General features: G+C 55.9%; 18 protein-coding genes. 3 read left to right on the forward strand and 15 right to left on the reverse strand.

All coding sequences use genetic code 11. The annotated features are described in order from the left end of the window. Nucleotides 1-45: 45 nt before the first annotated feature. Both BA6348_RS22485 and BA6348_RS22490 read right to left on the reverse strand, forming a co-directional pair. On the reverse strand, nt 46-1,452 hold the full coding sequence (locus BA6348_RS22485; RefSeq protein WP_122952894.1) for a competence protein CoiA: 1,407 nt from the start codon (nt 1,450-1,452) through the stop codon (nt 46-48). Nucleotides 1,453-1,534: 82 nt separating this feature from the next. Next, the gene (locus BA6348_RS22490) at nt 1,535-2,827 is read right to left on the reverse strand and encodes an NCS2 family permease (protein ID WP_122952895.1); all 1,293 of its coding nucleotides are present in this window, start codon (nt 2,825-2,827) and stop codon (nt 1,535-1,537) included. Between the two features lie 145 nt (nt 2,828-2,972). Here BA6348_RS22490 and BA6348_RS22495 point away from each other — a divergent pair, with 145 nt between their 5' ends. Then, nucleotides 2,973-3,842, forward strand: a complete 870-nt coding sequence (locus BA6348_RS22495) for a LysR family transcriptional regulator (protein ID WP_007782867.1) — start codon at nt 2,973-2,975, stop codon at nt 3,840-3,842. 653 nt (nt 3,843-4,495) lie between these two features. On the opposite strand, the gene BA6348_RS22505 is transcribed toward BA6348_RS22495, so the two are convergent. From BA6348_RS22505 to BA6348_RS22550, 10 genes are all read right to left on the reverse strand, one after another. Then, entirely contained in the window at nt 4,496-4,936 is a 441-nt protein-coding gene (locus BA6348_RS22505) for a 2-thiouracil desulfurase family protein (RefSeq protein WP_005832041.1), read from the reverse strand. Nucleotides 4,937-4,958: 22 nt separating this feature from the next. Continuing rightward, nucleotides 4,959-5,891, reverse strand: a complete 933-nt coding sequence (coaA, locus tag BA6348_RS22510) for a type I pantothenate kinase (RefSeq protein ID WP_005832040.1) — start codon at nt 5,889-5,891, stop codon at nt 4,959-4,961. 169 nt (nt 5,892-6,060) lie between these two features. Then, complete coding sequence (locus BA6348_RS22515; protein WP_122952896.1) at nt 6,061-7,038, reverse strand: hypothetical protein; 978 nt, start codon at nt 7,036-7,038, stop codon at nt 6,061-6,063. Then, on the reverse strand, nt 7,029-7,694 hold the full coding sequence (locus BA6348_RS22520) for an RNA polymerase sigma factor (protein ID WP_005832038.1): 666 nt from the start codon (nt 7,692-7,694) through the stop codon (nt 7,029-7,031). The genes BA6348_RS22515 and BA6348_RS22520 overlap by 10 nt, the downstream gene beginning before the upstream one ends. Nucleotides 7,695-7,716: 22 nt before the next feature. Then, complete coding sequence (locus tag BA6348_RS22525; protein WP_007785779.1) at nt 7,717-8,169, reverse strand: Dps family protein; 453 nt, start codon at nt 8,167-8,169, stop codon at nt 7,717-7,719. Nucleotides 8,170-8,282: 113 nt separating this feature from the next. After that, the gene (locus BA6348_RS22530) at nt 8,283-9,497 is read right to left on the reverse strand and encodes a M20 metallopeptidase family protein (protein WP_025847457.1); all 1,215 of its coding nucleotides are present in this window, start codon (nt 9,495-9,497) and stop codon (nt 8,283-8,285) included. After that, on the reverse strand, nt 9,494-10,423 hold the full coding sequence (locus BA6348_RS22535; RefSeq protein ID WP_007785781.1) for a S66 peptidase family protein: 930 nt from the start codon (nt 10,421-10,423) through the stop codon (nt 9,494-9,496). Before BA6348_RS22535 ends, BA6348_RS22530 begins: the two co-directional genes overlap by 4 nt. 231 nt (nt 10,424-10,654) lie before the next feature. Continuing rightward, nucleotides 10,655-12,025, reverse strand: a complete 1,371-nt coding sequence (locus BA6348_RS22540; RefSeq protein ID WP_122952897.1) for a sigma-54 interaction domain-containing protein — start codon at nt 12,023-12,025, stop codon at nt 10,655-10,657. Next, on the reverse strand, nt 12,022-12,780 hold the full coding sequence (locus BA6348_RS22545; protein WP_005832033.1) for a response regulator: 759 nt from the start codon (nt 12,778-12,780) through the stop codon (nt 12,022-12,024). The genes BA6348_RS22540 and BA6348_RS22545 overlap by 4 nt, the downstream gene beginning before the upstream one ends. Continuing rightward, nucleotides 12,780-14,339, reverse strand: coding sequence for an ATP-binding protein (locus BA6348_RS22550; RefSeq protein WP_025847468.1), 1,560 nt, complete (start codon nt 14,337-14,339; stop codon nt 12,780-12,782). The genes BA6348_RS22545 and BA6348_RS22550 overlap by 1 nt, the downstream gene beginning before the upstream one ends. Before the next feature lie 127 nt (nt 14,340-14,466). Here BA6348_RS22550 and BA6348_RS22555 point away from each other — a divergent pair, with 127 nt between their 5' ends. After that, on the forward strand, nt 14,467-15,516 hold the full coding sequence (locus BA6348_RS22555) for a DctP family TRAP transporter solute-binding subunit (protein ID WP_005832031.1): 1,050 nt from the start codon (nt 14,467-14,469) through the stop codon (nt 15,514-15,516). A gap of 23 nt (nt 15,517-15,539) precedes the next feature. On the opposite strand, the gene BA6348_RS22560 is transcribed toward BA6348_RS22555, so the two are convergent. From BA6348_RS22560 to BA6348_RS22570, 3 genes are all read right to left on the reverse strand, one after another. Next, nucleotides 15,540-16,967, reverse strand: a complete 1,428-nt coding sequence (locus BA6348_RS22560) for a HAMP domain-containing sensor histidine kinase (RefSeq protein ID WP_007785789.1) — start codon at nt 16,965-16,967, stop codon at nt 15,540-15,542. After that, entirely contained in the window at nt 16,957-17,637 is a 681-nt protein-coding gene (locus BA6348_RS22565) for a response regulator transcription factor (protein ID WP_025847473.1), read from the reverse strand. The genes BA6348_RS22560 and BA6348_RS22565 overlap by 11 nt, the downstream gene beginning before the upstream one ends. A 168-nt stretch (nt 17,638-17,805) precedes the next feature. After that, entirely contained in the window at nt 17,806-18,552 is a 747-nt protein-coding gene (locus BA6348_RS22570; protein ID WP_005832029.1) for a stalk domain-containing protein, read from the reverse strand. Nucleotides 18,553-18,815: 263 nt separating this feature from the next. On the opposite strand from BA6348_RS22570, the gene BA6348_RS22575 reads away from it, so the two are divergent. Then, complete coding sequence (locus BA6348_RS22575; protein ID WP_005832028.1) at nt 18,816-20,111, forward strand: dicarboxylate/amino acid:cation symporter; 1,296 nt, start codon at nt 18,816-18,818, stop codon at nt 20,109-20,111. The last annotated feature ends 78 nt before the right edge of the window (nt 20,112-20,189 follow it).

Consider the following 20,189-nt stretch of genomic DNA (forward strand, 5'->3'; position numbering starts at 1 on the left):
AAATTTTCTTTATTTTCAATCTAATTGATTTTCCATTCTTTCTCCCTATACATCCAGCGGCGTTTTCCGCGTTTGCTTTTTGTCAAACCACCTGCCCTTCAGATAGCAAAGGTCGTGCTGCCGAAAAAAGGCGACCAGCTCCCGCTCCGTATGGCCGAACAAGTCGGGACAAAAACGGTCAAACAGCACGTCAAACCTTCCGTACAGCATACCGCTCGCCGAAATGCGCTCTTTGTTTGGCGTTGTATTTCGCAAAAAGCCAAGCGCCTCCAGGCGGCAAAAGTACTCGTACACCAGCTCGTGAACCGCTTTGCCAGGCGACTCTCGCTCGTTCGGGCGACGGATCGTTTGCGCCAGCCGCTGGTCGACGTACCTGGTCACTACGCTGCGAAACGGCCGCTCGAAAAAGCGGTCATCCTTCGTCAAAATGTGCTTGATAAAGAGCCGGGGAATTTCCGTTCCGGTGGCAAATACAGCCTTCCTTTGATAGACCTTGTGAATTTCCGTCAAAAACAGATAGCTTTGCCACAGGCGATGGTCGATGACAAACAGTTGGTCGCCCTCCAGCTTCTGGTTGAACAGCGGATGCGAAAGATAGTCGCCCACTCTCGCCAGCGCGAACTTTCGCAACGGGTGGGCCAAAAACTCGCGCTCTCGCTCGCGTTCCGTTTTTTTATGTGCCAGCGCCGCCTTTTCCCTTGTTGCCCTGCGCCGGGATGTTTTTTGGGCCTGCGGGCTTTGTCGCTTCTTTTCCGCCGCCAGCGGGGCATCGTCTGCCTGCAAAAGCTGCGCTTCCGGCGTGAGCTTCAACCGCGAAAGCTCCCACTCCGCCCTGCGCTTGCAGGAAAACAGCGTCTTCGCTCCCGCCACTGCTGCCAAATCCAGGAGCACGTCCAGGCGCTTCCTCCCGAGCGGATCGAGCAGGCACAGCAGGCGCTGCCGCTCCCAAATCGTTTTCTCCCAGGCTTGCAGCCGAAAGCGATTGACAGACCTGCTCGCAAAGACGCTTTTCCCGATGATCCAGATTTGCGCGATCTGCGCCTGGTCATATCCCTCGATTCGTTTGCGCAATGCCTTGTCCTCGATCCGTGAGCATTGGTATTCGATACAAAGCCGCTGTCCGTTCGGGAAAATCGTCAAAACATCTGCGCGCTGCCCGATCTCTTCCAAATACGCTTCCTGACGCGTGTGATTCGCGGGATACAGCTCCCGGACCCACTCCACCAGCAGTTGTTTTCCCGCCTTGTGCTCGGCTGTCTCCGGCTCGCCAGCGTCACAGCAACTGCTCGCTACATGGGCAAAGTGCGGGGTCACGAGCTGTCCGTGCCGAAAGATCACTTTCGCCCCACACTGTTGACAAAACAACTGCTTGCCGGACCATGTCCGCAGCAACTCCGGCGAATGCGTCTGCGGATCAACCGAAAAGCCCTCTCCGTGCACACACTGTCTCACTGTCCATTCCCCCTCGGCCATACCGTACCAGAAGGCAGAAGGACAAAAAAATACCCCAACGGAAAGTCGGGGTATCTCTTCCTTACGTGAATACAGGCAGCATCAGATTGAGCAAAAACAACCCGGCGATGACGTACAGCAAGGCAGGCACTTCCCGGCGCTTGCCCAGCGCGAGCTTCATCAGCGGGTACGCCACGAAGCCGAAAGCGATGCCGTCCACGATGCTGTAGGACAGCGGAATGATCGCGATAATCAAAAAGGCGGGGAAGCCCTCCGAAAAGTCTTTCAGATTGATGTTTTGCACATTTTGCAGCATCAGTGCCCCGATGATGATGAGCACAGGCGCAACCGCGCCGTCCGGAATCATTTTCACCACCGGAATCAGGCCGAGCGAGAACAACAGAAGCGTCCCGGTGACGAGCGTGGTCAGCCCGGTCCGCCCACCTGCCGCGATTCCGGCTGCCGTCTCTACCGTTGCGACGGTCGGACTCGTTCCCAGGATGCCAGAGATAGCCGCCGACAAAGCATTTGCTTGCAGCGAGCGGCGGAACTTTTGCGGCTGGCCGATCATCGCCGTATGCCCGTGCAGCAAGCCGATGTTTTCAAACACGATCACCATCGCAAGCGAAAAGGTCGCGATCCAGAACGGCAAGGTCCAGATGGCGGAAAACGACATGCCGCCCAATACTTGTCCGTACTGCGCAAACGAAAACGTCTCTCCTGTCCCCGGCTCGACGATCCCGAACAAAAAGCCAAGTCCCGTACCAGCCGCAATCCCGATCAGGAAGTTGCCGGGGACATTGCGCACAAACAGGATCAGCGTGAGGAGGAGCGTTACCAACGTCACGAGCACATGCGGGCTGGACAAATCGCCCAGCGCGACGAATGTGGACGGATTGGTGACGATCAGGCCGCCTTTTTGCAGCCCGATAAAGGTCAAAAACAAGCCGATGCCTACCGTAATCGCTTCCTTCAGCGAAGCGGGAATCGCATTGGACAAAATCGCCGCCGCGCGGGTAAAGGCGATGACGGTAAAGATCAGGCCGGAAACGAATACAGCCGCCAGCGCTTCCTGCCAGGAGAGGCCCATCGACTGGCAGAGCGTATAGGTGAACAGCGCATTAATCCCCATGCCGGGGACGAGGATGATCGGGGCATTCGCCCAGAAGGCCATTAACAGCGATCCGATAAAAGCGGTCAGAACAGTTGCCAAAATCCCTGCCTCCATCGGGATTCCGGCATCCTGCAAAATCGAAGCGTTTACGGCAACAATGTAGACAATGGTGACAAAGCCGATAAATCCGGCGATCAGCTCCCGTTGAAACGTCGTGTCGCAAGCGCGCAAGTGAAACAGCTTATCCAGCCACGTACGCACGTCTATTTCCCTTCCTTCTTTCGTCGTCTCTCGATGTTTTGCTGAAACATATGCTATCATAGCAACAACAATATGAAAAATATCGAGTAAATCTGATTTTCATATCGAAATCATATAGTTGAGCAAAACGAAAGAAGGATGACACGTGGATATACGGCAATTGCGCTACTTTATCGCCATCGCGGAGGAAGGCCAAATTACAGGGGCGGCGAAACGGCTGAACATGGCCCAGCCTCCTTTGAGCCAGCAGCTCAAGCAAATGGAGGACGAGCTGGGCGTCACGCTCGTGGAGCGCTCCGGGAAGCGGATGGAGCTGACCGAAGCCGGGCTTACCTTGTACCGCCAGGCGCTCAACATCGTCCACCAGATGGAGGAAGCGCTCTCCGAAGTAAAAGAAACGGGCGAAGGCATTCGCGGGACGCTGTCCATCGGGGTGAGCGCCTTGTCCGCCTACCGTCTGCCGGAGCAGATTCGCCTGTTTCAGCAAAAATATCCGCTCATTACCTACAAAGTCTGGAAGGGCGATACCCAACTGCTCAACCAGTGGCTGGAGCGACGCACCATCGAGGTCGCGATCGTGCGCCTGCCCCACTCGCTCAACAACTGCACGATGATTCCGCTGGAGGAAGAGGCGTTCGTCCTGATCGTCCCCGCAAGCTCGCCGTATGCGGACCGCACCGAGATTCACATGCGGGAAATCGCCAAGCTTCCGCTCATCATGCCCAGCCTGCCCGGCCTTGGCATTTACGACCTGATCGTCAAAGAGTTTTCGCGCCTTGGCGTTGCGCCGCACGTCATCTGCGAATGCCCGGACATCTCGCTGATCGTCAGCATGGTCGCCGCTTCCGTCGGCTCGTCCATCGTCCCGATTTCCGCCTGGGAGACGCACAAGAGCGAACAAATCCGCGGAATCAGGCTTGCCGGGACGTCCATTTACTCGTCTGCCGCTGTCGTCTGGCAGTCGGGCCGACACTTGTCCAAGGCTGCCAAGCGGTTTATCGAAACGTTTTCGTAAACGAGTAGAAACCGAAACAAAAACCCGTGCGCACAGCCATCTGCTACGCGTCCGGGTTTTTGTGGTATAATTTGTAAAAAACACAAAAAAGGCATGATCGAATTTGCAAAGCACACCAAAAGTACGCGTACAACCAAAATCATACTGGCAATTGGCGGTAGTGATCGCGCTCTTTTTCAGTTGGTTCATCGTCTGGGAAAACGCAAAGGAGCGCCACCACTTTGCCACCGATGAGCTGGTTTACACGAAGTCGATTTTTTCCGACGTCATGTACAAAATCGAATACGAACGGGATCTGACAGGAAATGCCGTCGCGTACCATACGGTTTCCGGCCCTGACTACGTTCGGGAGCGGCTGATTCCTGCCGAGAGCACCGAGTCCACATGGATAAAGCTGCAAAACGAAGTGCACCGCTTGCTTCACGGGGAACAAGAGCTAGTCTTTTTCCTCGCCAATATCGTCTATTTCCTGCTCTCTGCCCTTATTTTCCGCCCCTACTATTCGCAGCTTCGCTTCCGAAAAACGGCGCTATTGCTTTGCGGCGGGTTCTTTCTTTTCCTCTGCTTTTCGGCTGGGGATGCGTGGGTGAGTACAAGGGCAACCAAGGCTGCGCCGATGGCTTGGCGCAGCCAAGTTTTCCAATGCGCTAAAGCTAGTTCCGCTCCGACTTCACCTCTATGCCGTGTCTGCGAAACAGCGCCGCCGTCACGCCAGCTCCCGGCACCTTTTTCCCGGAAAACTGGCCGTCGTACACGAACGAGCTGCCACAGGACGGGCTGTTTTCTTTCAGGATGGCAGACGTCGCCCCGACCGTTTGCGCCAGCCTCAGCGCCTGATAAGCGCCCGCCACAAATTCAGCCGTCACGTCACAGCCTGTCTGGTCGATAATTTTTGCCCGCCCATCCAGCACGTCGTTTCCGTCTCCCCCGACAATCTCCGCTGGCGGACGCGGAGTAGGCAAGCCGCCCAACTGCTCCGGACAGACAGGGATTACTTTGCCGTCCCGTAGCAACTGCTCCAGTTCCTTGTCCAGACACGATTTTTGGTCGTAGCGGCATTCGCAGCCGATCAGGCAAGCGCTAATCATTTTCACAAGCGATCCCCCTCCCATGTGTTTACAGCTTGCGCAGCTTGACGCTTTGCACCATGTGGTCCTGTCCCTTGTTCAAAATCAACTGGGCACGGACGCGCGTCGGCAAAATGTTTTGCACCAAGTTGGCTCCGTTGATCTCCGTCCAGATGCCTGTCGCCACCTCTGTCGCTTCCTCGTCAGACAGGCTCGCGTAGCGCCGGAAATACGAGTTCGGATCGGAAAATGCCGTCTGGCGCAGCAGCTTGAACCGCTCCACGTACCATTGCAAAATATCTTTTTCCTCGGCGTGCACGTAAATCGAAAAATCGAAAAAGTCGGAGACGATCACCTCGGAAATATGCGGCTCGTCGCCTTTTGGCGGCTGGAGCACGTTCAAGCCTTCCACGATCAGGATGTCGGGCTGGCGGACAGTCTGCCATTCCCCTGGCACGATGTCATAGACGAGGTGGGAGTAGACCGGGGCCTTGACCTCGGGAAGACCGGACTTCACATCGGCCAAAAAGTTGATAAAGCGGCGCAGGTCGTAGCTTTCCGGGAAGCCTTTGCGCTTCATGATCCCCCGTTCTTCCAAGACGCGGTTCGGATACAAAAAGCCGTCCGTCGTCACCAGATCGACCTTGGGATGATTCGGCCAGCGCGACAAAAGCGTCTGCAAAATACGCGCTGTCGTGCTTTTTCCGACCGCCACGCTTCCGGCGATCCCGATGATAAACGGCACCTTGCCGTCCTGGTTGCCCAAAAACGTATGCGTCGCCTGATACAGCTCCTGCATGCCGCCGACGTACAAATTCAGCAGCCGGGACAGCGGCAAGTAAATATCGGTCACTTCAGTCATGGATATATTTTCGTTCAACCCCTGCAAACAGGCGAGCTCTTCGTCTGATATGGTAAGCGGTGTGGAGGCCCGCAGCGCTCTCCACTGCTCGCGATTAAACGTAACGTAGGGTGATGCCATGGGAATGTACATCCTTTCCATCATGAAAGTGCTTTCTTTGTTTCATCACAAGGTAAGTTTACACTAGCATGCCTCTCTTGGGAACAAGAGGGATGTCCCAAATAGAGCCACAGCACCTTCTTTGTTTATGGAAAACAGATGCGCACCCACGGAAAATCCCGCCTCGCTGTTACGTCGCCGTCGCTGCCGGACCTGTTGCGGGCATGCGCTTTTTTTCTTCCAGCTCCCACTTTTGCGCCTGCTCGTCCCAGCGATATTTGGCAAGGTGGTTGCTTCCCAGCCCGTCATTGTATATGACGACAGCCACTGGCTCGTCTTTTTTCAAAAAGACGGCAGGAATACTGCCCTTGTAGGCCGTTCCGCGCTCCACCATCGGCTGGCGGGAAAGCAGCCCGATCTGTTTCAGCGCGTCTTGCTTCCAACCCATGTCTGTATAGATCGCGTTTTGCTTGTAATCGTGGAGGTACGCATACGCCGACAGCGACAGCCCGAAGCTTTGCAAAAACTGTTCATGCCGCTGCTCGCGGTCCAGCGCAAATTTCACGTCCGCATGCAGCGACAAGCTGTTGGTCAGAAACAGGACGTTTTTGACCGCATACAAATACGTCGGGCCGCTCGCCGAAAGCGGCAGGAGATCCTCCCGCAGCTTCGCCCCCTGAAACGTATAAGTGACCTCCTTCGGGCGAGTGAAGTCCTCCACGATCTTGATTTGATCGGCCCTGTACCCTTCCGGAAAAAAGAGGATGTGCACCTTCCTGTACGGTTCCTCCAACAGAACGCCTTCCTGCGCCTCGGCAAAAACTCCCGCCAACGGAGAAGCGGAAATTTTCGCTGCGTGTACTCCGCCGTACAAGGCCATGATCTCGATTAGCTGAGCCGCGCGCTGACTGAGTACCGCTTCGCCATAGGGCGCTTCCAATGGATGTTTGCCCCCTTGATTGCTCACACCAACCTGAAGGCCGACGCCGACCGTGACCGCCAGCACGATTCCGGTAGCAACCGCCCCTCCGATTCGCGGGAGCGCGCTTTTCCGTCTTTTTGCCTGTGCGAGAATGTTCTGCTCCATGCGTGCCTTCCGCTCGTCGTCGAGCTTCCACGCTTGCCGTTCGACTGTTGCCAATTGGCGCAATCCTTTTTCTACGTCCACGGTTCTCCCTCCTTTAGCAACAGCTTTTTCAGCTTTTCGCGCGCGCGGTGCAAACGGGTGTAGACAGCGCCGGGCGATATGCCGAGAACCGCCGCGATCTCTTCCGCGCTTAGTTCTTCGTAGTAGTGGAGAACCAGCATTTGCCGATGACGATACGAAAGCTTCGCCATACAGCCTGCCAGTTGGCGCCACTCTTCTTTTTGCAGCACTTCCTCTTCCAGCCCGGAAAAGCCAGGCACAGCCGGTTCCGCCTGATACAGCAAATGCCGAAACGACCACGAGCGCATGTAGCGTTTGCACTCATTTACCGCAATCCGATACAGCCACGTCTCGATTTTGCTCTCTCCGCGAAAGCGCGGCAGGTGCTGGTACGCGCGCAAAAACACTTCCTGGGCAATATCTTCTGCGACCTGCCTGTCCTGGACAAGCCAGCAGCAGAGACGGTAAATCCGGTACAGATGAGCGTCCATGATCGCTTCCAGCGAGACGTCGACTGTCGTGCGAAGAATCGAGAGCGACGGCAGCAGTTCTTTGTCTCTCAGCGTCCTCCCCTCCCTTTCAGCATTTAGATACCGCAGCCCGCATTTTCTTACACGTTTTTTGGCGAATCCACAAATTCTTATCTGGATAAAAAAGCAAGCTGACACCGACGGCATCAGCTTGCTCTCCTGCTTGCGCTTATTTTCCCAAATACGCCTGCAGCATCCACACATGCTTTTGCAGGCTTTCGCTCATTCCCAAAAACATGTCGCCCGTCGCTTCGTCATCGGCTGCCTCTGCGGCGACGATCCCTTCCTTCAGCTCGCCGATCAACGTCGTAAAGTCGTTCACGACCGCCTGCACCATCTGCTCGGCTGTCTCGCCAGAAGCCGCTTCCTTGATCGAAGCCTGCTCGATACAGGCCTTCATGGTCGAGACAGGCTGGCCGCCGACGGCAAGCAGCCGCTCCGCCAGATCGTCCACATATGTCGCCGCCTCGTTGTACAGTTCCTCGAACTTGGCGTGGAGCGTAAAGAAGTGCGGACCTTTTACATACCAGTGGAAATGGTGCAGTTTCACATACATCACAGACCAGTTGGCAACCTGTTTATTTAAGACATCGGTGACGGGCCGACTTATCGTCATGCTCATGAAAAAGACGCTCCTTTCTCTGATGAAAAAGATACAGCGTCTGTAGTGTTCCGCCGCTCGCCTCATCCTATACCCGGACCCTGCCTTGAAAAACGGCGTGTGAGAAGCCTGCGTTATTTTTCCTGCAAGCTGGCCGCCCGCTCCTGCAAAAAGGTGATCGCGTTGTACGTCTGCATCGCTGTGCCGATCACCAGGCTACGCTCATCGAGGTCAAAGCGCGGATGGTGGACAGGATAGACGAAGCCCGCTTCCTCATTGCGCACCCCGAGGTGGTAAAAGGCGCTCGGGACATGCTCCGCGAAAAAGGCGAAATCTTCCACGCCCAGGCTCGGCAGCTCGTTCACCTTGACCCGCTCTCTTCCGAGCAGTTCTTCGCCGCACTTTTTCACCAGGTCGACCATAGCGTTGTCGTTGATGAGCGAGGTGTAGCCTTCCTCGAACGCCACCTCTGCCGAGCCGCCGAGACTTTTGGCCGTCAGTTCGGCTACCTCGCGCACGCGCTCTTTCACCATTGCCCGCACCTTTTTGTCCAGCGTCCGAATCGTTCCGGTCAGCTTCACTTCCGAGGCGATGATGTTGCTTGCCGTCCCGCCAGCGATCATGCCGAGCGAAAGCACCGCCGAGTCGCGCGGGTCGACGTTGCGGCTGATGATCGTCTGCAGGGCCGTAATGACGTGAGCCGCGATCACGATTGCGTCCTTGCCGTTGTGCGGGTAGGCTCCGTGCCCGTTTTCCCCGCGGACGACAATGTGCACATCGTCAGAGGCCGCATTCATCTGTCCGTACTTGACCGCGATGCTACCGACAGCCAGCTCAGGCGATACGTGCAAGCCAAAAACCGCTTCCACGCGCGGGTTGTCGAGCACGCCTTCGCGGATCATCGGCAGCGCCCCGCCCACCGTCTCTTCCGCAGGCTGGAAAAACAGCTTCACGCTGCCGGACAGTTGCTGCTTCTGCGCCGCGAGCAGCCGCGCCGCACCGAGCAGGCACGTCATGTGGGCATCGTGGCCGCAGGCGTGCATCCGTCCGGCGATTTGCGAGCGGTACTCCACGGCGTTTTCCTCTACAATCGGCAGCGCGTCCATGTCGCCGCGCAGCCCGACGACAGCTCCTGGCCGTGCGCCTTCAATCAGTCCGACGACACCTGTGCCCGCCACTTTTGCATGCGAAATCCCCAACTCGTTCAAGTAGGCGCTAATTTTTTCCTGTGTGCGAAACTCCTCCAGCCCAAACTCGGGAAATTGATGAAAATCGCGGCGAACTGCCCTCAGCCAAGGAAGCAGCTCCTGCGCTTGCTGCATGATCCAGTCGTTTTGTCCGGGACTCATACGGTCACACTCTCTTCTACCGCGAGTATTCTTGAAGTCGCGTCAAGCGTAGCCTCGACGCCGAAGGGCAGCGCCATATTGTAAGAGCCGTGCCCGATCTGCACGTTCCAGATCGTCGGCTTTCCGTAAGGCACGACGATGTTTTGGAACACGTCCCAGACGGAAAAGCCTTCGCGCTTCTTCGGCTCGCAGTTGGTCCACGTGCCGATGACGATGCCTGCGCAATCGGCGAACAGGCCGCCGAGCGCAAGCTGTGTCAGCATGCGATCTACGCGATACGGCTCCTCGTCAATGTCTTCCAGAAACAGGATTTTGCCGCGGGTATCCACCTGATACGGCGTGCCCATTAGCGTGGCGATCAAAGCGAGGTTTCCGCCGACAATCGGGCCGTACGCCTGCCCTTCCACGAGACAGAGAATGTCCTCTCCCGGCGGGTTGATGATCGGCCCGAGCGGCTCAGGCCGGGTCAGCGCCCGCAGCAAATACTGCCTGGTCCAGTCGTCCAGGCCGTGCGCAATATCCGAGGTCGCCATTGGCCCGTGCAAGGTCGCCAGATGCGATACCTGTCCGAAAGCGGCGTGCAGCGCAGTAATGTCGCTGTACCCGACAAACAGTTTCGGATTTTGCGCAATGAGGTCGTAATCGAGCAGCGGCAAAATTTGCGGGGACCCGTAACCGCCGCGCATGCACATGATGCCGTCCACCTCGTCGTCGGCAAACATCGCGTTCAGCTCGCCTGCCCGTTGCTCCGGGGTGCCCGCCAAATAGCCGCCGTACGTCTCATAGCACGTCTGCCCGACCTTTACCTTGAAGCCCATCTCCATGATCGCGGCCACTGCCTTGCCCAGCACCTCTTCCGTAGCGGGACTGGAAGTGGCGACCAGCCCGATTGTATCTCCTGCCCGCAATGCTTTTCCTTTATTCATCCGACACGTCTCCCTTTATCAATTGTCCATCTGTCCACAGCGGCCCTTGCGCAAGCAGCTTTTGCACACACGTATGCGTTCCCTCATCCGTTCATGACTTTTTCAATATTGCAAAAACAATGCCAACAAGCTGCCCGCTCCCTGTATGTACAGCGGCTATTCACGGCCGCATACAAGCACCGCCTATTCGCGCAGGAACCATCCTGCATGCTATTCACGCGCGAATAGCGATTATTCACCTGTGAATACCCACTTTCTCAGCTTCCGGCTGGCGGATGGCTGGCTGATGCCGAGCGCTTCCGCTACTTTTGTCGTCGTCTTGTGCTGCTCGTAGGCGCGCTGCAGCAACTGCCGTTCGACTTCCTCCATCGCCTCCTGCATCTGCATCACCCGCTCGACCTTGATGCCGCCCAAGGCGCTATCCTCGTGGCTGTGGATGTACCGGGGGATTTGCGTCGGCGTAATGAGGACGTCAGGGGCGGTCACCACGAGCCGCTCCACTACATTTTCCAATTCGCGCACATTGCCTGGCCAATCGTATTCCGCGAGAATCCGGAAGCAGGCGTCGGAAAGCTGCCGATCCAGACAGTACTTTTCGCAAAAAACGCCCAGGAAATAATGGACGAGCACCGGAATTTCCTCGCGGCGTTCCCGCAGCGGCGGAATTTCCAGCGGCACGACGTGAATCCGGTAGTACAAATCTTCGCGAAACCTGCCCTCTTTGACCATTTGCCGCAAGTTTTGGTTGGTGGCGGTAATCAGCTTCACATCGACCTTGCGCGGAACGGCGCTGCCTACGGGCGTAATCGTTTTTTCCTGCAAGACGTTGAGCAGCTTCACCTGCAAGACGAGCGGCATCTCTCCGATCTCGTCCAAAAACAGCGTGCCGCCGTTCGCCTTTTCGATCAGGCCCGCTTTGCCGTCCTTGTCCGCTCCGGTAAACGCTCCTTTTTCGTACCCGAACAGCTCCGATTCCAGCAACGTCTCCGGGATCGCTCCGCAGTTGATGTGGACGAACGGCTTGTCTGCGCGCGGGCTGCACTCGTGGATGTACTTCGCGAGCACGCCTTTGCCGACGCCCGATTCTCCCAGTAAAATCATGGACGACTCGACCTGCGCCAGCTTTTCCGCCAGCGCGGTGACCTGCTCCATCGACTGGCTGCGGTAGACGAGACTGATTTTGCCTTTTCGCCTGCTGTTCTCCTTTGTCATTTCGCTTTGCAAAAGGCCGCCGACGTACTTGCGCTCATTTTGCTCCTGCTGCAACTGCTCGTGGTCGGTAATGTCAATCGACGTGTTGACGACTCCGCAAAAGTTGCCGTCCGCGTCCCAGAGCGGGGTGCCCTCGACCAGCAGCCGGCGTTTTTTCCGGGTCGTCTGGATCGTGTGCACCTTTTTCCGATCGCGAATGACGCGCATCGTAATCGTCGGGGAAAAATAGCCCAGATGGTAAAATTCCTCAATCGGCTTGCCGATCATTTCCTGCGGATCGATCCCGAAAAACTCTTCGTAGCGCCCGGAGCAATACAGTGTCCGTCCTTTTTCATCCGTCACGTGAACGATGTCAAACAGCCCGTCCAATATGGCTTCAAAGTCGATCATGCCCGCCTGCCACCCCCTGTCTCATGCTCGTCGACGCGCACGTAGCGATTCGTCGGCCTGCCGACTCCGCCGTAGCTGACGTCGATTCTCACCATCCCGGCCTTCTCCAGGTAGTCCAGATAGCGCCTCGCCGTCACCCTGGCGATGCCTACCCGCTCCGCCACATCTTCCGCCGACAGCGCCTGGTCCTCGTTGTCGAGCTGGCGAATGATCTGCTCTAACGTCACTGCGTGTAGCCCTTTTGGCAGCGGACTCAGCTTGCTGCCTGTGCCTGCCGAAGCCGAGCGAGCCTGTTCCTCTTCGCGCTCTGACGCCCCGCGAAACAAAAGCTGGTCTACCTCATCCTGCGAAGCCGCCCCTGCCTGTTCGATCTTCTGGCGAAACTCGCGGTAGGTTTCCAGCGACTTTTTCATCCGGTCAAACGCGAACGGCTTGATGATGTAGTCCATCGCGCCGCCGCGCAGCATCGCCTGAATCGTCGCCTTGTCCTTGGCCGCGGTCACCACGATGACATCGACGTCCTGACCGGCCGCGCGCAGCTCCGCGAGCGCTTTGACCCCGTCCTGAATCGGCATGAAAATGTCCATGATGACCAAGTCCGGCCCCAGCTCCTGCACCATCCACACGCCGTCGGCCCCGTTCGCCGCCATCCCGACGACGGTGAAGCCTGGCACGCGCTCGATAAACTGCTTGTTGATCTCCTGCACCATCGGATCGTCTTCCACTACCAGTACGCGAATGCTGTCCGTCTCCACTATTCGTCCACCTCCTTCATCGGGAATGTAATCATGAAGCTCGCTCCTGCTCCCGGCCGGGAATGGCAGACCAGCTCGCCCCTTCCTTTTCGCACCAGTTGATGCACCAGGTGCAGACCGAGTCCGCGGTTCGCCCGGCTTTTGGTGGAGAAGCCTCTTTCCAGCATCTTCTCGCGCGTCTCTTCGTCCATCCCGATCCCGTTGTCCTCCACGAGAATCGAGCACACCTCTTCATCCTGCTCGATGCTGATCGTAATCTCCTTGTCCGCACGCTCGCACTGCTCCAGCGAGTCAAATGCATTTTCGATCAGATTGCCCAAAATGAGCACGAAGTTGTGGTGGTCCATGTAGGGTGGAAATTTTTCCAGGTGGCTCATCCTGTCGATGACCACGCGAATGCCCAGTTCCTTGCCGCGACTGACCTTGCCGATCAACAGCCCGGACAAGTTTTCATCCATGATCCGCGTCGTCAGAAAAGACGTCAGTTCCTCCTGCTCCTCGTTGATCTCGAACAGGTAGGCGAGCGCCTTGTCGTATTGGTTGAGCTGCAGCAAGCCCGCGATCGTGTGCAGCTTGTTCATGTGCTCGTGGTTTTGGACGCGGAGGGCGCCGACAAACTCCTTGACCCCTGTCAGTTCCTCCGCCATCCGCGCAACCTCTGTCCTGTCCTGGAAGATGGCGAGGGCGCCGACGATCTTGTCCTCGACTTTAATCAAAAAGCGGTTGGACCAGAGCAAGGCATTGCCTACGTGCAGTTCGGTGTTCGTAAAGTTTTGCCGCAGTTCCAGCACCTCGGGCAAGCGGGTGTCGGGCAGTACCGAGCGAATGGATTTTCCCAATACGTCTCCCTCGATCCCGAAAATTTGCTTGGCCCGATCGTTGAAAATCGTGATGTGCTCCCGGTTGTCGATGGCGATGACCCCTTCGTGCATGGCGTGGAAGGTTGCCGTCCGCTCGACCAGGATGCGCGCGATCTGCTCCGGCTCCAGATCGAGCATCTGCTTTTTGATGTGGCGAGCCAGCAAATAGCTGCCCCAGACGCCGACCAAAAGCGAGAGAATCAGCGTCAGCGCGATGTTGCCGCGCTCGCTTTTCATGACCTCCCACGTGCCGGGCATCACCCGGCCCACCAGCACCACCCCGACCTGCTGGTGCTGCTCGTCCATGATCGGCACGTAAGCGCGAAGCGCCGTGCCCATGTCCCCTTTCACCTTTTGCAAATAGGAGTGCTCGGAATACGCCTCCTCGACAGCCGCATCCTCGAACACGGTGCCGATCCGCTCGTCCAGCGGGTCGGAGTAGCGCACCCGCTCCATATTCAAGACGACGATGTACGTCACGTCATTGACGACTCTCAGCTTGTGCGCCGTCGGGTTGATCTGCCGCCAGCCGTCCGGCTCCTGGATGCTTTCCTGCACCAGCGGAATCTGGGCGACAGTGCGGGCGATCGTCATCAGCCGTTGGCCAAGCTGATTTTCCGTGACCCGAATCATGCCTCCCACAATAATCAGCAGCCCAATAACCAGAGAGAACAGCACGATTCCCACCGAAAGCAGCATAATCTTCCATTTGATCGTTAACTGTTTGAACAGACCAGCTCTTCCTTTCCAGTGGGGATTGCTTGCTTCTCTATATTTTGGTACAGTACATCCAGCAAATCAACTGATCGTGGGCAGGTGAAAAAAGATGAAATCTTTTCTGAGCATCGCGCTGTTTGTGATGATCGCGCTTGTGAGCGCTGTCATGATCGGCTTCGGGACAGACCTGTCGATGGCGAAGCTCGGCTATGACGAGGTGCAGGAGGGACTGTCCGAGCGCATCATCATCAAATTCAGCCACGTGGTTGCGGAAAACACGCCAAAAGGCTTGACGGTGGAACGGTTCGCGCAGCTTGTCAAAGACAAGACTCACGGACGCGTCGAGGTGCAAGTGTTCCCCAACAGCGTGCTGCACTCCGAAAAGACGGAGATATCGGCCCTGCAAAACGGCGAAGTGCAAATGATCGCGCCTGCGTTCTCCCACCTGTCGAGCATGATTCCCGCCTGGGCTGTGCTCGAATTGCCCTATCTGTTTCGGACGCAGGAGGACGTGGAAAACGTATTCAACGGCGAAATCGGGCAAATGCTGTTTTCCACGCTGGAACAATCCGATATGAAGGGGCTGGCCTTCTGGTCGAGCGGCTTCAAGCAGATGACGGCGAATCGCCCGCTGATTACGCCAGACGACTTCGTCGGCCAACGTTTTCGCATCATCCCGAGCGCCGTGCTGGAAGCACAGTTTCGCTCTTTTCATGCCATTCCGATCGGCTCGTACTTCGGCGACCTGTACAGCATGCTGGCGAGCGGAAAAGTGGACGGCGAGGAAAACACGATTTCCAACGTGTACACGAAGCGGCTGTATCAAGTGCAAAAGTATATGACCATCAGCGACCACGGCTTTCTCGGCTACGCGGTCGTCATTAATCAATCGTTCTGGAACAAGCTCCCCCCGGATATTCAGCAAGCGATCACAGAGGCGATGCAGGAAGCGACCGCGTACAACAATCAACTGGCTGTTTCCATGAACGCGAGCCAACTGCGCATGCTCCAGGAGCAGAAAAACATCCAGATCCACGTGCAGACAGAAGAAGAGCGCGCAGCCTGGATTCAAGCCGTGCAGCCAGTCTACGACAAGTTCGCAGACAGCATCGGGGCTGACTTGATGGAAAAAATCAGAGAGCTTCACCAGAGACGGTGAAGCTCTTCCGCTCTCGCCCGTCTTTACGTCTGCTTAGGCAGGATGAGGGTAAAGACCGAGCCCTGTTCACTGCTTTGCCGAAGCATGAGGTCGCCGCCCAGCGCTTTGGCCATCATGCGCGAGTACGACAGCCCAAGTCCCAGCCCCCGCACCTTGTCTTTTTTGTTGCTGCCGCGAAAAAACCGCTCGAAGACAAGCGGCTGCTCCTCTGCCGGAATCCCGTGTCCGTTGTCCTTCACGTCGATGCGCATGTCGCCTTCGGTTTCGTACAAAACAAGCTGGATGCTCCCCTCGGCCTCTGCTTTTCCGATCGCCTGTCTCGCGTTGTTGAGCAGGTTGGTCAAAATTTGCTGGACGCGGCCCGGGTCAACAAAAACGGTCACAGATTTTTCCGGGATGACGACCTCAAACGAGATCGCCCCCAGGTCTTGCACGATTCGCCACTGCGAGGCGATTTCCCTGACCAGCTTGCTGATGTCCTGCTCCTCCTTGTGGACGGTAATCGCCCCTACGGCAAACGAGTTGAAATCGAGCAAGTCCTCGACCATTTTTTGCAGACGCCTTGTTTCGCGCAGGCATATCTCCAAAAATTCCTTCTGCTCTGCCCCCGATACGACTTCATCGTTAATCGCCTGGACCAGCCCGCTGATCGAGGTCACGGGCGTTTTCAGCTCGTGCGTTACTCCGGCCAACAGCTCTGTCCGCATGCTTTCCAGTTGGCGCAGGCGGTCAGCCATCTCCTTGAACGTGTAGACCAGCTCGTGAATTTCCCGTTCCTGGATTGGCTGCGTGATCGCGACATCGTAGTTGCCTTCCACGATTTTGCGCGCCGACAGCACGACTTGCTGAATCGGCTCCGACAGCCGCCGGGAGTGAAAGTAAATGACGGCCCAGCCAAGCACGCCGAGGCTGCCGAGCATGATGACCAAATATTGCAGTTGCTCCCGGCCGATTTTGATATCGGTCTCGGGAAAAAGCAAAATGACCTTCCCGATAATATTGTCGTTATATTCCAAATTTTTCCTGATGACGTACAGCGTGTCGCCCGATGCCTGCTTGATCCTGTCTGCCGTATCAGCCTGCTCAAGCAAGCCGGGAAGCGCTTTTTCCAGCGTGGGCGGCAGCATTCCCGGGCGGCTGTAGATGACCTCTCCCTGATTGTTTTTAATAAACAAGACCAGGTTGCGATCCACCCCCATGAACTTGCGCCGGTTGTCCAGCACCTGATGCAGCTTGGCCCCCACCAAAATGTCGCCTTCGTCGTCTACGACCCGATCCGCCACTTCCTCGGCGAACAGCCGGGTCACCTCAATCTGCTTTTCCACCGCAGCATATTTGATCCAGTAGGCAGACACGGCCCCGACGATGAGCAGTCCTACGACCAGTGTCAGCAGGTAACGGGTCGTCCAGTAGCGCAGGAGCGAAACGGGCTCCTTTTTCTTAGTAAACACAGAACTGATAACCCACCCCTCGCAGCGTCTTGATCTCGCCTTCATGGGCGGGCCAATTTTCCAATGTTTTTCTCACGCGCTTGATGGCCAGGTCCACAGCACGGTCACTGCCTCCGTAGTCCATTCCCCACACCTGCTCAATCAACTGCTCGCGGGTAAAGGTCTGGTTCGGGTTTTGCGCCAGAAAGAGCAGCAGCGACAGGTCACGCGGATGAAACACCAGTTCCAGCCCGTGCAGCGTGACGTGGTGGGACTGGAAATTGATTTTCAGGCTGCCGAAAAAGCGCGTCTCCTGGTCTTTGACCAAAATCACCGAGCGGCGCAGCACAGCATTGACCCTCGCCACCACTTCCTCGGCGACAAACGGCTTTGTTATGTAGTCGTCGGCTCCCTGGTTCAGCCCTTTCAGCTTTTGATCGGTCTGTCCCAGCGCCGTCATAATAATGACCGGACAGGCGCTTTTTTCCCGAATATACTGCAGAATCTCCCAGCCGCTTCGCTCGGGAAGCATGAGATCCAAAAGAACGAGATCCGGTTTTTTTTCGTCAAACAGGCGGATCGCTTCGATGCCGTCTTCAGCCTGCCAGACCTCATAGTCCGCTTTTTGCAGGTACGCTTTCAACACGCGCGAGATCACCAGTTCGTCTTCTACCAACAAAATGCTTTTCATAGGCTTCCTATTCTCCCATTCGCGATTGCTCGCATGGTCCTCTCTTTCTGCTACGTACTACTATACTATCAGTTTACCCCTTTCTTTTTATAATTGGATTTGCGTGTTTTTGGAAAATAGGAAAAAAGCCTTGCCCCCTTACAGGAGACAAGGCTTTTTTGACTGCCATTAGTTGATAATGTCGTCCTCGAAGTAGATGTCGCCATCGCTTGCATCGCCTTCAAAGTCGTATTTTTTCTTGTCGTTGTTGCTGGTGTCGACGATCTCGCCTACCACGTCTGCATCGTCGAATTCATCCCAGATGTCCTCGATGACGTTAATCACGAGGTCTTCATAGTCGGAATCGTCCAATTCGTCCTCGTACTCATCGAAGTCGAGAGCGATTTCTACCTCGATCTCATCTTCGTCGCCGCTCAGGGTAATATCCCACTCAGCGCCGCGGAAGTCTTCGTAATCGTCATTCAGAGCATCTTCCAAGTCATCCAGTTGATCGTCGAAATCGTCGTCGTCATCTTTGTTTTTCGCATCTTCCAGATCGTCTTCCAGATCGGAAATTTGCCGGTTCAGCGTGTCGATTTTGCTTTGCAGGCTGCGGATTTGGGCATCGCGCGCTGCCAGTTCAGCCGCATGCTGGGCATCAGCCTGGTCTTTTACCGTGATAGTGTACGTATTGCCATCCCAGACGACTTCCTTGTTGAACACGCCTGCCATCATGCGCAGCGGAATGTAGGTGGTTCCGTTGACGATGAATGGTTCGATCGTAGTCGGAACGGCAGCGCCGTTATACAAAACCTTGATATTGTTGTACTTCGCCTGCAAGTTTTTTGTTCCAGTCGCTGCCTGAGAGCCAGTCGGCAGCAAGCTTGTCGCAAGAACCACCGCTGAGAAAACTGCTAGATACTGTTTTTTAAACATCGAAAATCCTCCTTCTCCCGGTTGTCTTTTTCATGTCATGTCGCTATGTACATAACTTACTTTACCTACTGATCGTGTCGAGCGTATGTCAACATTGCATTTTTTCCTTTCCAGTTTCAGGAGAGTCCATGACCAAAACGACCAAAACAACCAATATGACCGTATCATTTTCAATTTTTTGTCCATTCTATACAATGCGAAATAGATGAGTGAAGCGCTTACAACAGCATTTCTAAAGACGAAAGAGAAAAGGGGTCGGTTCGATGCGGATCAACTTTAAAAACCTGACCGTTCAGGTTGTGATTGCCATCATCCTCGGGATTATCGTCGGGCATTTTGCTCCCAAGTTCGGCGCAGAACTGAAAGTATTGGCAGATATTTTTGTGAAGCTGATTAAAATGGTCATTCCGCCGATTGTGTTTTTCACCGTCGTCAACGGAATCGCGAGCATGGGCGACATGAAAAAGGTCGGGAAGATCGGCGGCAAGGCGCTGATTTATTTTGAAATCGTTACCACGATCGCGCTCGCCATCGGGCTGCTCGTCGTCAACCTCATCAAACCGGGCGAAGGCTTCGACAAAACGGGCCTGACAAGCGGCGACGTAAGCAAGTACACAGAGGCGGCTGCGCAGTCGAGCCACGGCTTCGTTGATTTTATCGCCAGCATCATCCCGGAAAACGTCGTCGGTGCCATGGCAAAAGGCGAACTGCTTCCTATCCTGTTCTTCGCTGTCCTGTTCGGGCTGTCGCTCGCGGCAATGGGTCCTGCCTCCCAGCCTGTCATCAAGCTGTTTGACAAGCTGACACACGGATTTTTCGGCGTCGTCAACATGATTATGAAAGTGTCCCCGCTGGCGGCATTCGGTGCAATGGCTTACACGATCGGCAAATTCGGCATCGACTCTCTTACCCGTCTGGGCCTGCTGATGACAGCGGTGTACATCACCATGTTTTTGTTCATCGTCCTGGTGTTGGGCGGTATCGCCCGCTACTACAAATTCAGCATCTTTTCGTTTATCAAATACATTCGCGAAGAAATTTTGCTCGTGCTTGGCACCTCCTCCTCGGAATCTGCACTCCCGCGGATGATGGACCGCCTGGAAAAGTACGGCTGCTCCAAATCGGTTGTCGGCCTCGTCGTTCCTACAGGCTATTCGTTCAACCTGGACGGAACCTCGATCTACCTGTCGATGGCGGCCATGTTCATCGCCCAGGCTTACGGGGTTGACCTCAGCATCTGGCAACAGTTGACGCTGCTCGGCATTTTGATGATTACGTCCAAAGGCGCGGCGGGCGTGACAGGCTCCGGCTTCATTACGCTGGCGGCTACACTGGCAGCTTTCCCGATGATTCCGGTCGAAGGCATTGCCTTGCTGCTCGGGGTTGACCGCTTCATGTCCGAGGCGCGTGCGATTACGAACCTGATCGGAAACGGCGTAGCAGCGGTTGTCATCGCCAAACAAGAAGACGAATTCCATCCGGAACGCGTCCAGCAAGCGAGTGACACGCCAGAGCCAGACTCTGGGCAGGAAGCAGAGAGCAAAGCGATCTTGGCCTAACAACATGATATGTGCCGCTGCTTCTGGCTATAACACAAGGGAACCCTTAGGGCGGGTTCCCTTGTTTCGTGACAGGCT

The sequence above is a fragment of the Brevibacillus agri genome (genome assembly GCF_004117055.1).
GTDB classification, from domain to species: domain Bacteria; phylum Bacillota; class Bacilli; order Brevibacillales; family Brevibacillaceae; genus Brevibacillus; species Brevibacillus agri.